The organism is Clostridium weizhouense (genome assembly GCF_019431045.1).
In the GTDB taxonomy this organism is placed as follows: Bacteria; Bacillota; Clostridia; order Clostridiales; family Clostridiaceae; genus Clostridium; species Clostridium weizhouense.
Genome location: NZ_JAHXPT010000001.1, coordinates 428,964 through 443,249, shown reverse-complemented (window position 1 = coordinate 443,249; position 14,286 = coordinate 428,964). Strand labels below are relative to the sequence as shown.

The 14,286-nt window shown below is 25.2% G+C and carries 13 protein-coding genes, 1 tRNA gene and 1 riboswitch; of the genes, 6 read left to right on the top strand and 8 right to left on the bottom strand.

What is annotated here, in order from left to right; genetic code table 11:
- Positions 1-23 precede the first annotated feature (23 nt).
- Entirely contained in the window at positions 24-1,391 is a 1,368-nt protein-coding gene (locus KYD98_RS02070) for a M28 family metallopeptidase (RefSeq protein WP_219777922.1), read from the bottom strand.
- Between the two features lie 172 nt (positions 1,392-1,563).
- The gene (locus tag KYD98_RS02065) at positions 1,564-1,896 is read right to left on the bottom strand and encodes a hypothetical protein (protein WP_219777921.1); all 333 of its coding nucleotides are present in this window, start codon (positions 1,894-1,896) and stop codon (positions 1,564-1,566) included.
- A 517-nt stretch (positions 1,897-2,413) separates the two neighbouring features.
- On the opposite strand from KYD98_RS02065, the gene KYD98_RS02060 reads away from it, so the two are divergent.
- Complete coding sequence (locus KYD98_RS02060; protein ID WP_219777920.1) at positions 2,414-4,591, top strand: Tex family protein; 2,178 nt, start codon at positions 2,414-2,416, stop codon at positions 4,589-4,591.
- 96 nt (positions 4,592-4,687) lie between these two features.
- Here the strand turns inward: KYD98_RS02060 and KYD98_RS02055 are convergent, their stop codons facing one another.
- On the bottom strand, positions 4,688-5,068 hold the full coding sequence (locus tag KYD98_RS02055) for a CBS domain-containing protein (RefSeq protein WP_219777919.1): 381 nt from the start codon (positions 5,066-5,068) through the stop codon (positions 4,688-4,690).
- Between the two features lie 181 nt (positions 5,069-5,249).
- Here KYD98_RS02055 and KYD98_RS02050 point away from each other — a divergent pair, with 181 nt between their 5' ends.
- The 3 genes from KYD98_RS02050 to KYD98_RS02040 all read left to right on the top strand — a co-directional run bounded on the left by KYD98_RS02050 (position 5,250) and on the right by KYD98_RS02040 (position 8,970).
- Positions 5,250-6,200, top strand: a complete 951-nt coding sequence (locus tag KYD98_RS02050; RefSeq protein ID WP_219777918.1) for a DMT family transporter — start codon at positions 5,250-5,252, stop codon at positions 6,198-6,200.
- A gap of 261 nt (positions 6,201-6,461) precedes the next feature.
- Positions 6,462-7,817 (top strand): MATE family efflux transporter, encoded by a 1,356-nt coding sequence (locus tag KYD98_RS02045; protein ID WP_219777917.1) that lies wholly within the window; start codon positions 6,462-6,464, stop codon positions 7,815-7,817.
- 174 nt (positions 7,818-7,991) lie between these two features.
- Positions 7,992-8,108: riboswitch (FMN riboswitch) on the top strand.
- Positions 8,109-8,379: 271 nt separating this feature from the next.
- Complete coding sequence (locus KYD98_RS02040) at positions 8,380-8,970, top strand: ECF transporter S component (protein ID WP_219777916.1); 591 nt, start codon at positions 8,380-8,382, stop codon at positions 8,968-8,970.
- A 99-nt stretch (positions 8,971-9,069) separates the two neighbouring features.
- Here the strand turns inward: KYD98_RS02040 and rimI are convergent, their stop codons facing one another.
- The 3 genes from rimI to tsaE are packed head-to-tail and all read right to left on the bottom strand — an operon-like array spanning position 9,070 to position 10,677.
- The gene (rimI, locus tag KYD98_RS02035; RefSeq protein WP_219777915.1) at positions 9,070-9,519 is read right to left on the bottom strand and encodes a ribosomal protein S18-alanine N-acetyltransferase; all 450 of its coding nucleotides are present in this window, start codon (positions 9,517-9,519) and stop codon (positions 9,070-9,072) included.
- Positions 9,503-10,219, bottom strand: coding sequence for a tRNA (adenosine(37)-N6)-threonylcarbamoyltransferase complex dimerization subunit type 1 TsaB (gene tsaB, locus KYD98_RS02030; RefSeq protein ID WP_219777914.1), 717 nt, complete (start codon positions 10,217-10,219; stop codon positions 9,503-9,505). The genes rimI and tsaB overlap by 17 nt, the downstream gene beginning before the upstream one ends.
- Positions 10,216-10,677, bottom strand: a complete 462-nt coding sequence (tsaE, locus tag KYD98_RS02025) for a tRNA (adenosine(37)-N6)-threonylcarbamoyltransferase complex ATPase subunit type 1 TsaE (protein ID WP_219777913.1) — start codon at positions 10,675-10,677, stop codon at positions 10,216-10,218. The genes tsaB and tsaE overlap by 4 nt, the downstream gene beginning before the upstream one ends.
- A gap of 427 nt (positions 10,678-11,104) precedes the next feature.
- Here tsaE and KYD98_RS02020 point away from each other — a divergent pair, with 427 nt between their 5' ends.
- Together KYD98_RS02020 and KYD98_RS02015 are read left to right on the top strand one after the other, a co-directional pair.
- Positions 11,105-11,983: a metal ABC transporter substrate-binding protein gene (locus KYD98_RS02020; RefSeq protein WP_219777912.1), complete on the top strand. Its 879-nt coding sequence runs from the start codon at positions 11,105-11,107 to the stop codon at positions 11,981-11,983.
- A gap of 40 nt (positions 11,984-12,023) precedes the next feature.
- Positions 12,024-12,098: transfer RNA gene (locus tag KYD98_RS02015), tRNA-Trp, on the top strand.
- Between the two features lie 168 nt (positions 12,099-12,266).
- Here the strand turns inward: KYD98_RS02015 and KYD98_RS02010 are convergent.
- Together KYD98_RS02010 and KYD98_RS02005 are read right to left on the bottom strand one after the other, a co-directional pair.
- Positions 12,267-13,124 (bottom strand): CsxC family protein, encoded by an 858-nt coding sequence (locus KYD98_RS02010; protein ID WP_219777911.1) that lies wholly within the window; start codon positions 13,122-13,124, stop codon positions 12,267-12,269.
- A gap of 128 nt (positions 13,125-13,252) precedes the next feature.
- Positions 13,253-14,047: a CsxC family protein gene (locus KYD98_RS02005; protein WP_373368717.1), complete on the bottom strand. Its 795-nt coding sequence runs from the start codon at positions 14,045-14,047 to the stop codon at positions 13,253-13,255.
- Positions 14,048-14,286 lie beyond the last annotated feature (239 nt).

Here is a 14,286-nt window from a genome sequence, read left to right as displayed (position 1 = left end):
ATGTAGCATAGACACTTTTATTCTTATTTAAGTTTATTCTTATTAATATATAATTTAAGTTTTTTCTTAAAGATAGGGAAAAAGAATACTATAATAAAAGCTATAAACAAAAATAAAATTAAATTGGGATTATATAAATAGAGTATAAAATCATTATAAGCATAATTATAAATCTCATCTTCAACGATTGAATAAACTTCGTTTATAGCAGATGTATCTATAAAATCAACTGTATCATTAGGAGTATGAATTTTAGATGTATCAGAATGACATAATGTTACAGAGTCTATTCCTTCTTTTACAAAGCTAGCATGATCGCTACAATCAGCAAAAGTTATTTTATAAGCTATATTTTTTTTATCACATATTTCTTTTAAAGAATCTAAAATTTCGCTATCCTTATCTTTATTGCATGATCCGCCCATTAATGATAGCGGAGTATTAGGTGCACCTATCATATCAAAGTTAATTACTTTGCTGTCTTTTATTAAATCTTTATATTCATTGGCAAACTGTGAAGAACCTAAAAGTCCAAATTCTTCTCCAGTTAAAGCAACAAATATAATATCTCTTTTAGGCTTCATAAAACTAGATAGATTTTTTGATAGTTCTAATAAAAATGCTGTACCAGAAGCATTGTCTAAAGCCCCATTATAATAATTATTTAAATTATCTACACCTATGTGATCAAAATGAGCAGTAAGAATAAGTGGTGGCAAATTTTTAGAGTAACCTTTTATTCTACCGATTATATTTGATGTAATACATTTTTCTTCAGAATAAGGAATCGTTATACTTACTTCTTTATCATCTCTTAAAGAATCTAAAATGTCATTAAACAATTCTGTAGTTATAGCAATAGAAAATTGATATTGTGCATTATCATCAAAAGAACTTCTAAAAGAAAACCCTTTTTCTAATGAGACATAAAACAGATATTGTTTTCCATTATGTTTAATTACTAATGAACTTGGTAATATATCAACTATATCTTGTTTGGTGAAAACAACTGAGTTTTCATCAAAATTTAGCATGTCTTCTTTAAAGTCAATTCCATATTTATATTCATGCAAAGTTACATTATTTTTACCTATTTTAAGTTCTGGAGTTTTATTATTTTTTATTGGAGTTGTTACTTCAAAACTTTCTTTATAACTATCATTAAGGGGTGCGAGTTTATTATTTTTAAAGAAGTTTTCTATTAAGGAGGCTGCCTTTTCATTTCCACATGTTCCTGTAAGTCTTCCTTCATATTCATTGGAAGAGATTAATTTAATATTATATTTAACATTTGAAGGATTAAAGTGATAGTATGTAGTTTGTATAAATACTGAAAAAGTTAAACAGATAAATAATACAAATAAACTACTATGATAAATAATTTTTTTCATGTTTTACCTCTCACAAATTATTTTATATAGTAGATTTTATTAATTATTATTTAACAATATGAACTTTATCTTAATAATATGTAAAAATAATAACCATTTGTAAAAAGTAAATGGTTATTATTTTATGAAAATATTTTTAGGAGATTTTATTAATTATTTTTCATCAGGTGATTTAAGCCTTTCTATAAAAAATATCAAGTGTACAATATATTGAAGTTAAAAGTAAACAAATATAAATATATATATTTAGTCCTGGTTTTAAAATTGATATTATACCACCCATTATTAAAGCTAAGATAATAATAGCGTTAACAAATTTTAAAAAGCCTGATTTACTTGTTATAACTACATTAGTAGATGAAAATAATGTTAAAATAATAGTTAAAAAATAGAATATATTTTTTAAATTCTCAGAGTAATCAATTACTTTAACTTTATTTAATAAAAGTACTAAAATAAAAAATAATAATAAAAATGAGGTAACTTTATTTATGACTTTAATCATGAACACACCACCTTTACCAAATATTTACAATTTAATTATACAGTTAGGTTTACATAAGGGCAATATAGAAAAAGAAATATATTAAAAAGAGGTATATCAATATTGTTGTCACTACAAATAAGTTATAATATATATATAGGGTAATAATAATAATTCAATAAATTAGTCATATGAAAATAAATAAAAAGTTCAAAGTTACAATAGATATTTTTTAATTAGCTAAGAAAATAAATTTTCTTAATAGTGTTCTAATAGGGAAATCTTACTTTTTGAAGATTTAAATTTGCAAGATATAATATTATTAATTCTAGTTTTAGATTAATATTGTTATTTGATGTTAAAAATAATACTAATTGGAATTTGAGCGAAATATTAATATATATGTTCTAATTAAGTTATTACATTTATACTTTTTATATAAAATTATATCTTTAATTAACAATATCTAGTTAGAAGCATATATATTATTTAAATTAAAGACATTACTAAAAATGATATGGACATATAGGAGGATTCAATGAGATCAATAGAAGAAAGATTATCTGAAGAATTACAATTAAAATTAAGTCAAGTCAAAAATGTTATTCAATTATTAGATGATGGAAATACAGTTCCGTTTATATCAAGATATAGAAAAGAAGCAACTGGTGGACTTTCTGATGAAGTTTTAAGAAAGTTATTTGAAAGACTTAATTATTTAAGAAATTTAGAAGAAAGAAAATCAGATGTTGTAAGATTAATTAAAGAACAAGAAAAATTTACTGAGGAAATAGGGTTAGCGTTAGAAAAAGCAACTACTTTAACAGAAGTAGAGGATATATATAGACCATATAAACCTAAAAAGAGAACAAGGGCTATCATTGCACAAGAAAAGGGATTAAAGCCTTTAGCAGAACTGATTAAAGAAGGAATCTTTAATGGAGATATAAATGCTGAAGCTTCAAAATATATAAATGAGGATAAAGGTGTAATGACTAGTGGAGAAGCAATACAAGGAGCACTAGACATAATAGCTGAAAATATATCAGATGAAGCTAAGTATAGAAAATATATAAGAGAATTAGTTATAAGAGAAGGTAATATAGAATCAAAAGGAGATTCTGATCAGCCAACTCCATATGAAATGTATTATGATTATTCTGAAGCAGTTAATAAAATTCCTCCACATAGAATACTAGCTATTAATAGAGGAGAAAAAGAAAAGATATTAAATGTTAAGATTACTATAAATGAAGAAAAAATTATAACATATTTAGAAAGAAACATATTAAAAGGAAATTTAACTTTAGATGAACAATTAAAATTAGCGATAAAAGATTCATTAAAAAGATTAATTTATCCTTCAATAGAAAGAGAAATAAGAAGTGAATTAACTGATATTGGTGAAGAAGGTGCTATTAAAATTTTTAAAGAAAATTTAAAAGCATTATTATTACAAGCACCTATAAAAGGTAAGGTAGTTATGGGATATGATCCAGGATTTAGAACAGGATGTAAGATTGCGATATTAGATGCTACAGGAAAATTTTTAGAAAATACAGCAGTATATCCAACATTACCTAAAAAGGATATTGAAGGAACTAAAAAAATATTAAAAGCTCTTATAGCTAAACATAATGTGGATGTAATTTCATTAGGAAATGGTACAGCATCAAGAGAATCAGAAGAGGTAATTGCTGAAATGATAAGTGAAATAAAAAAAGAAACTGGAAAAGAATTAGCTTATGTAATTGTATCAGAGGCAGGGGCTTCTGTTTATTCAGCATCTGAACTTGCAACTAAAGAATATCCTGATTTAGACGTTACAGTTAGAGGAGCAATTTCTATAGGAAGAAGATTACAAGATCCTCTTGCAGAATTAGTAAAGATAGATCCAAAGGCCATAGGTGTAGGTCAATATCAGCATGATGTTACTCCTAAAAAGTTAGAAGAATCTTTAGCAGGCGTAGTAGAAGATTCGGTAAATACTGTTGGAGTAGATTTAAATATAGCAACTCCTTCACTTTTAAATCATATTTCAGGTATAAATGCAACTATAGCTAAAAATATTGTTGAGTACAGAGAAGAGGTTGGAAAGTTTACATCAAGAAAAGAATTATTAAAAGTAAAAAGATTAGGTAAAAAAGTTTATGAACAATGTGCAGGATTTTTAAGAGTTGATGATAGTAAGGAACCATTAGATAATACATCAGTTCATCCAGAATCTTATGATATAGCTAAGAAATTAATAGAGTTATTAGGATATGATAAGAAAGATTTAAAAAATAATAATTTAATAGATATTGATGAGAGAGCTCAAGCTAAAGGGTTAAAAATTTTAAGTGATACTTTAGAAGTTGGAGAGCTTACATTAAAAGATATAATTAAAGAATTAAAGAAACCAGGAAGAGATCCAAGAGAAGAAATGCCAAAACCAATACTTAAAACGGGTATAATAGAAATTAAAGACTTAAAGCCAGGGATGGTTTTAGCTGGTACAGTTAGAAATGTATCTGATTTTGGAGCCTTTGTAGATATAGGGGTTCACCAAGATGGATTAGTGCATAAGAGTCAAATGGCAAATAGATTTGTAAAACATCCATTAGATATAGTAAAAGTTGGTGACATAGTAAAGGTAGCTATTATAGAAGTTGATGAAAAGAGAAAGAGAATATCTTTAACTATGAAAGATATTGATGAATCATTAGATAAATAAATATAGAACTAAAAACTATTAATTTTAATTATATAAAGATAGAAAAAGGGGTGTCTCGAGATATGGTATATTGATTTCGAGATGCCCCTTATTATATTAGTTATTATTAGTTAAAAAATAGTCTAATAAATTTTCAATAGTAATAATGCCAACAAGTTTTTCATCTTGAAGAACAGGCATTGCAATAATCTCATTTTTTCTTAAACGGTTAGCTACAGTTATTAAATCTTCATTTGCTTGGGCAGTAATTACTGATTTAGACATAACCCATTCAACTGGACAGCTAGAATAATGTCCAGGTTGCATCATAAATCTATATATATCAGCTTTAACAACCATACCTACTAGTTTTGAGTTATCATCCACAACTGGCATACCATTAATATTAAGATTACCCATTAAAGTTAATACATTATCTATAGGATCATTGATATTAACAGTATGAAAATTTGGTTTTATAATTTCGTTTATAATCATTATTTTATCCCCCTTTTTAAATATTATGTATAATCAAAGTTTACTATAGAATGACATAAATTTAAAGAAATAATGAATAAGAAGAATGTACTTAAATAAAATATTTTAAATTTATAATGTTAAGGCGTATAATATAATGGCTAAAATATTTTACATTCATATATTAGAAATGGAGGATTAAATGAATAAAAATACATTTTATACCAATAGAAGAAACATTGTATTATTAGCAACATTATGTTGCATACTATGGGGAAGTGCTTATCCAGCAATAAAAGTTGGATATTCACTATTTAATATAAATTCAAATGATATAGGATCTAAACTTATATTTGCTGGATATAGATTTGCATTAGCAGGAATACTAGTTTTATTATTAGAAAGGTTAAAAAAGAAAAGTATATTTAATTTTTCTATAAAACAATTTGGAGAAATAACATTGCTTGGTTCAATGCAAACAGCACTTCAATATATATTTTTTTATGTAGGGTTATCTTATACTACTGGTGTTAGAGGTTCTATAATCAACGGAACAGGTACTTTTGTGAGTATTATTTTAGCACATTTTATTTACAAAAATGACAAACTAAGTTTTAATAAAATATTAGGTTGTATTATAGGATTTTTTGGAGTAGTTATTGTTAATTTAAATGGACAATCAGTTGTAGGAAATTCTTTCACATTTAAGGGGGAAGGTTTTATGATGATTGCAGCAATTATTTTTGCAACTTCTGCAATATATGGGAAAAAGATTACTCAAAATAAAGATGCTTCTATAGTTTCAGGTTATCAATTATTTATAGGTGGAGTTATATTAATAATTTTAGGCAGTATTTTGGGTGGAAAATTAATAGGATTTACTTTTAATTCTATAATATTATTGTTATATATGGCTTTATTATCATCAGTATCATTTGCTGTTTGGACACAATTATTAAAATATAATAAAGTTGGAGTAATATCAGTTTTTAATTTTTTAGTACCTGTATTCGGAGCATTATTATCTGCAATATTTCTTGGAGAAAATATTTTTGATATTAAAATATTAATAGCATTAATACTTGTATGCTTAGGAATATTTTTAGTTTATAAAGAAAAGAAAGATAAAAAGATATTAGGTACATTAAAATAAATAACATAATTCACATTTTTATAATTTTGATTGTATCTTAAACAATGAAATATAATTAATTTACTATTTTAAATGATGGCTGTCTTAAAAACATTTTTATGTTCTTAAGGCAGCTTTTATGTTTTTGAGACAGTTTTTATATTTTATTAAAATAAATTTGTAAAAATTTAGATTCAAAATATTGACATATTAAGAGGAGCGTTTTATTATATTAGTAGTACAATAAGTACTACTAATATAAAAGGGGAAGAAGGATAAAAAATGGTCAAGAAAATATTTAATAATAATACATACTTAGGTGCTATGTTAGCAATTGCAATACCAGTGTCTATTCAAAGTTTATTTCAAGCTTCTCTGAGCATTATTGATCAAATTATGGTTGGACAACTTGGAGAAAATGCGATAGCAGCTGTAGGTTTAGGATCTAGATTTCCTAATATCTTTATAATAACTTTAAATGCTATTGGTGGAGCAACTTCTATTATGGTATCTCAATTTTGGGGTAAAAAAGATAAGGAGAATATAGCTCGTTCATTTGGAGGGAATTTATTTATTGGACTTGCTATAACATTAATATTTTTAATACTTTCATTGTTTTTTTCACATCAAGTTCTAGCTTGTTATACAAAAGATATACAAATAATAGAATTAGGAAGCGAGTATCTTAGAATTACTGCAGTTGGATATATACCAATACTTTTAATTACTATGTATTCATCAGTTTTAAGAAGTACAGAACATGTTAAGTTGCCAATGTTTGCAGGAATATTTGGAATAGTAATGAATACTTTTTTAAATTATATCTTTATATTTGGTAAATTAGGATTTAATAAGATGGGAGTACAGGGGACTGCATATGCTACAACTATAACTAGAACTATAGAAATTTTAATTATTGTTATTTATGTATATGCTAAAAAATATCCAGGAGCGTTTAAATTAAAACAAATATCTGATTTATCAGTTGAATTTATAAAGAAAATAATGATTATAAGTACTCCAATATTAATAAATGAATTTTTATGGGCAGTAGGAGAAACAATGTATTCTATTGTATATGGAAGAATGGGTACATCGGAAGTTGCTGCAATGACATTAACATATCCAATACAAAATTTAAGTATAGGCTTTTTCTCAGGGGTTAGTGTTGCAGCAGGAATTATGGTAGGAAATAAATTAGGTAAGAATGAGAATGAACAGGCTTTTAAATATTCGAAAAAATTTGTTAAGCTAGGTTTTGTTGGTTCAATGATTTTTGGAGTTTTATTAGTAATATCATCTAAATTATATGTAGTTATATTTAATATATCTGATGATTTGAAGGATTATACAATTAAACTTCTAATAATGTTTTCAATAGTATTATGGGTTAAGGTTTCAAATATGATTATTGGAGGAGGTATTTTAAGAAGTGGTGGACAAACTAAATATACCTTATATTTAGATATGTTTGGAACTTGGGGAATAGGTGTTCCAATGGGATTTATAGCAGCATTTGTTTTTAAATTACCTATACAATGGGTTTACTTACTATTATCAAGTGAGGAACTTGCAAGATTAATAATTGGACTTAAATTAATGTATTCTAAGAAATGGATGGTAAATATAACTGAATAATAAAAATAAGTTATTATTTTAAAATTACGCTATGTTTTAAAGTAGTGTTTATATTGTAGTATAAAGATTCATTTAAAAGAGAGTCTACATTTAAATGAGAAAATTTTAATTAATATATAAGTATTGTCAAAATAATAACAAAGTTATATAATAAAAATGTAATGAAAATTAAAAATATATCTTCAGGGCAGGGTGAAAATCCCTACTGGCGGTACAGCCCGCGAGCTTAGTTTAAGCAGATTCGGTGTAATTCCGAAGCCAACAGTATAGTCTGGATGAAAGAAGGTAACCTATTAGGAATTAAGAGTTTTATATTCTTATTTGTTTGAGTACATGCCCTGATGTTTTTACATCAGGGTTTTTTTATTCTTTAGACCAGTTATACAAAAAATAAAAATTTTTAAAATTATTTTTAAATCTGTGGATAATTTAGATTATATTTTGCTTAAAGATTAAAAAATAAAACCTAAAGAATAAAAAAGAATTATATAAAGCTAATAAGATGTTAAAATTATAAGCCTAATAAGCTACACCGAGGAGATAATCTTTTGGGAGGCGAAAAATGAATAAAAACACAAACAAATTAATTAAAATTTCTTTATTATCAGCAATAGCACTTATACTTATGTATTTTGAATTTCCAGTGATTCCAATATTCCCATGGCTTAAAATAGATTTAAGTGATGTACCAGCATTACTTGGAGCCTTTGGATTTGGACCATTAGTAGGAGTATTAATAGAATTTATAAAAAATATATTGATATTATTGATAAAAGGGAGTCAGAGTGGTTTTGTAGGAGAACTTGCAAATTTTTTAATAGGAGTATCATTAATATTACCAGCGGGTATAGTGTATAATAGAAATAAGAGTAAAAAAACTGCCTTATTAGGGATGATTTTAGGTAGTGCTTGTATTCAAATAGTAGGAATATTAGCTAATGTATACTTACTATTACCGGCATATGGAATGCATTTAGAAAGTGCTGAATTATTAAAATATGTTACTTGGGGATTGCTACCTTTTAATGGCATAAAAGCAATTTTAGTTTCAGTATTAACATATATTTTATATAAAAAAGTATCAGTTTCTATTTTTAAAGTTGATTCTAATTTTGGAAGTAAAGAAAATAATAAAAATACAATAATACAATAATATATAAGTTTCAATAAAGTTTGTTTATTAATATAAATAGTACTATTACTCACTATAGTGAGAAACTTATATAGAAAAACAGTAAGGATTAAAAAATTCTTACTGTTTTTTATCTATACGCCACATTATTATAGCGTCTTCTTTATTATCTTCATAGTAATTTTTTCTTATACCATTTTCTCTAAAATCGAATTTATGATATAAGTTTTGAGCAATAATATTTCCTGCACGTACTTCTAAAGTATATGATTTACATCCTTTATTTTTAGTATAATCAATTAAAGCTTTTAATAATTCAGAACCGACATTTTGTTTTCTATACTTAGGATGAACTGCAATATTAGTTATATGTGCTTCATCAAGTATTAGCCAAGCACCAGCAAAACCTATAACTTTGTTATCAATCTTTGCAACAATATAATTAGCTAAAGGATTAGATAATTCATCTAAATAAGATTTTTTACTCCAACAAACTGAAAAACTTAAAGAACTAATTTCTAATACCTCATCAATATCCTCTTCATTTAATAAACTAGTTTGTAGTTGCATTACTTAGTTTCATCCTTTGCTCATATTCTCTTTCAGCTTGTGGCTTTTTTAGATAAAATGGAGCAGAATTAGAATCATCGTAGTCACCATTTTTTAATATTTTTATTCCTAATTCTCCTAAAGAAGAAGCTCTTATTATGTTTAAATGATTTGATGGAAAATTACAATTCAAACAATTTTCTAATAAGTATTCTTTATTATTTGGTACACCATCTCCAATAAACATAACTTTTTCACCTTTAGCATTAAGAATATCAACTAACTCGTTAATATCAATAGCTGAATAATCCATAATTTTTTCTAATTCACCATTACAACTTTTATATAATGCAGTATATACATTATTTCTTAGTGCATCCATTATAGGGCAGATAATTCCATCAAATGAAGCTACAGTAAATGCAAGAGCATCTAAGCTAGAGATACTAACATAAGGTTTATTACTTCCAAAGCTTAAACCTTTAATAGTAGCCATTCCTATTCTTAATCCTGTAAAAGATCCAGGGCCTTTAGAAACAACAAAACCATCAATATCATCAATATCTAGATTGTTACTTTTCAATAGATCTTGAATTATAGTCATCAATACAACAGAATGTTCTTTTTTATCATTTAATGTGATTTCTCCTAATAATTTATCTTCATCCATTAAAGCCGCAGTAGCAACTTTTGAAGATGAATCTACACTTAATATAATCATAATTCCAACTCCTTAATATATTCATATCTCTTACCATAAGGTGTTAATGTTATTTTTCTGTAATCATCACCCTTACTTAAATCTTTTTCTATATTTATATGTAAAAAATCATCTGGTAGAATTTCTTCAATATAATTTGCCCATTCAATAATAGAAACACTTTCAGAAAAAATATAATCATCAAATCCAATTGCATAAATTTCATCTGGATCATTTACTCTATAAACGTCAAAATGATTTAATTTTAATCTACCATCTTCATATTCATTTACAATTGTAAATGTTGGACTTGTAATATCATCTTTTATATCTAATCCAAGTGCTATACCTTTTGTAATATGTGTTTTACCAGTGCCTAAATCTCCAGTTAAACAAATTATGTCACCGGAATTCACTGATTCACCTATTTTTTTTCCTAATTTAGTAGTATCATCTATACTATAAACATTAAATTCCATTTAATTACTTACTCCTTTCTAAGTGAGTATATAAAATATATAATTAATATCATCTTTTTATTTTATCCAATTTTTTTTATAAAAGCAAAGCTATAACTAACATTTATAATAAAAGCAAAGTAAAATTAAAGAAAATTTCCACTTTAATTATAACTAAAATTCAATTATTATAATTATAAAAGAATTGTAATATAAATTTTGTAATAATTTTGTATACATTTTTTTTTATTAATTGGTATAATAGAATATGTAATGTATTATTATATTTTAATATAATAACTAAAAATTATATTAATTTTTTAATAATTATATAAATTTCAATAAAGTTTGTTCGTTAATATAAATATAATAGGTAACAAGTTTTTTATAATTTAGAACATATATATTAAAATAAAGAGAATTTAAGAAATTTTCGGAGGTGAATAATTTGAAAAAGATAACATTTGTTATGATTATAATAACAATTGCTTTTTCATTAGGAATAGGTTTATTTTCTAATCCGTTGTTAGCGAATACTGAAAATAATCCAAAAATTTTGAGAGATAAGTATTTAAATATAATAACAGTTAACAAACCACAGTATCAAATGGTGAAAAAAATCGTAAAAGATAAGCATAATGTACAATATATGTTTTCTAATGAGAACGATATTAAAGAATTTAAATATAATAAAGATGTTATTGAAAATGTGTCTAATATGGATCTTTTTATATACACAGGTACAACATTTGAACCATGGGCAAATAGCTTTATTGGTGAACTTGAAAAAGGTAATATTGGAATAATAAATCTATCTAGAGGAATGAGACTTTTAAATTATGATGTAAATGGGTCATCAAAGGAAAATCCTTATTATTTTGAAGGAATAGAAGCTTATAAAATAGCGTTATATAATGTTAAAGCTGCAATCCAAGATAGAGATCCAGAAAATAGAGAATATTATGAAGAAAACTATAATAATGCAATAAAAGAATTAAATGATAAAATAGATGTTTATTCAAAAAAAATAGAAAGTTTAAATAGCTATACATTTTTAACATTAAATAATAACTTTGATTATTTAATTAAAGATTTAGGGTTAAATGTATTAAAACTTGATAATCGTGAAATATCTGAATTCATAAAAATTAATAATTTGGATAAAAATAAACTTGTTATATTAAAAGATGGAACAGAGCAAACAAGTATGGATTTATCTAAATATTCAGTGGTGAATTTATGGAAATATGATGGCAATATGTCTTTTGATGACTTAATTTTATATAATGTAGAAGTATTAACAGATTTAATTGTAGAAAATAGTTGATTTTTTTATAATTGTGTTATATAATAATTATTGTCTTTGAAGGGGTATGGCTCAACGGTAGAGTAGTGGTCTCCAAAACCATTGGTTCTGGGTTCAAATCCTAGTGCCCCTGCCAGAATTGTCGTAGCACGTTGTGCTACGGCTTTTTTTATGAACTTATATTGCTAAATAATCTGTGTATAATTTATAGAATATTTTGTTTTATAAGTATGATAAGTACTATCCAAAACATAAAAATTAATTTATGAAAATAAATGTTCCATAAAATATATGGAACATTGCTTTAGTTTGAAATTATGACATTTTGTTTTTGTAATAATTTTAGTGTTAAAAATAACACTACTTTTTCATTAATATCGTGAAATGTTTGTTCATTATGATGTTTACTCTTTTTATTTGTTGTATTTTCAAGAACAGCTGATTCAAGAAATTCAGCACTAATTAATTTACAGAATACTTTTTCATTAAAAAATTGAATTGATCTAAAGTTTTGCTCTTGTAAATTTCTTCCGTTCATATCTTCTTTATAAGGTTTGCATACTCCAAGGTTCGTTTGTAATATTTCAGATTTATCATGATAAGTATTTATTTTAAACTTAGGTGGAGTTTTAAATATAACTCTAGTAGTACATTTAAAAGGAACATCAACTGTAACATGTTTCAATTTTCCATTGAATACTCCCATAAAATTATACTCATTAGTAGAGTATTCTATGTTCTTTCGAATAAAACCGGATAGAAACAATATTCCAGTATTGGGATTGTCATTTTCAGAATTTGGAATAAGTTTGCACTGATTTAAATAAGCATTTTTTCTAATGTGTTTAATTTCTAATATATTATCATCTAGTTTAAGTACAGATTGAACAGTTATAGTTATATTACATTCTGTTAATACTACTGGGATATTTACAGTTATAGGTAAAGTAGCTGTATCTGATGCATGAGGGATGTTTTCACAAATAGGCAATGTTTCAGAAGAAACAGTTGTTTTGCAAATCTTAATATTACCCCTATTATTTTGATTTATATGAGTATTATATTTATATGAATAATATTGATTCTTTCTTTTAAGATATTCTTCATACTGCTTTGCTTTAAGTTGATTATAATATTGTCTTGAGCAGTGCATTTTTGTCATAATTTATCCTCCTATTTTAAAACAGACCTAAAACTCTCTTAGTAAGTTTTAGGTCTGTAAGATAGTACTTAATATATAATTCTGAGAGAGTACTTTATATTAAAATTTCAATTAATTTCTAAAATCTTTTATAATCCTATAGCTGCAACTCTTACTTGTTGTTGTTGTAATACTTTTAGTGTTAAATTAACAACCAATTTTTCAGTAAGTGTTGTGAATGATTGTTCTGTAGGAAGATTACAATTAGTAGTTGGATTTGTGTGAATATCAACCTCAGTAACAAATGCATTTACTAATTCAGTAAAAGGTTTTTCATTAAAGACTTCTGTAAATGAGAAACTTTGATCGCAAGGATTACGTCCGATTACTGGATCTGCACAAATATCACAACCTCTAAGTGTATCAGTGAAATATTCTAATTCACTTGGAATAGTATTTTCAGCTAAAACAGGTGGTCTAATAAAAGTAATTCTAGTAGTAAAGTTAAAAGGTACTTCAACTGTACAATGTCTTATATCTCCACAAAGATTTGGACTATCAGTTGCAGTACAAGTTTGAGTAGCATATTCAATATTTTTTCTTATAAAACCTGCTATAAATAATATTCCAGTATTAGGAGTTGCGTCAGTTGAAGAAAATGGAATAAGACGAGATTGAGTCAAAAATACATTTTTTTTGATTCTTTTAATTTCTATAGCAGCTTGATCTAATGTTATAGTAGCTTCAACAGGAATTGTTATATTTGTTTCTGCTAATACAACAGGAAGCTTAAGAAATACAGGTCCTGCTGGAATAATAGCAGGAGTCACAGCAGTTTGTTCAGTTAATGGTTCTATTTGAGTAGCAACAGTTGCACAAGTCTCTTGTTGTAAAGTTCCACAATCATTTGTATTTTCTACATTTAATCCTTTGTTAGTATTCACAATATATTCCTCCATTTATCTATTTAATAAATATCTCAATAATATATAATATGCAAGTATATAATTTTTGTCCTAGTTAATAGAAGTTTTATAAAAAATAATTTTAATAATATGTTTTATTTTTTATATTTTGATAAAATAAATTATTATATTAAAAAATTACGTAATTATATTATTATAAGTTTGTATGTTAAAATATTATTGTAAATATTATTTTGATTAAGCAAAATTTATATTAA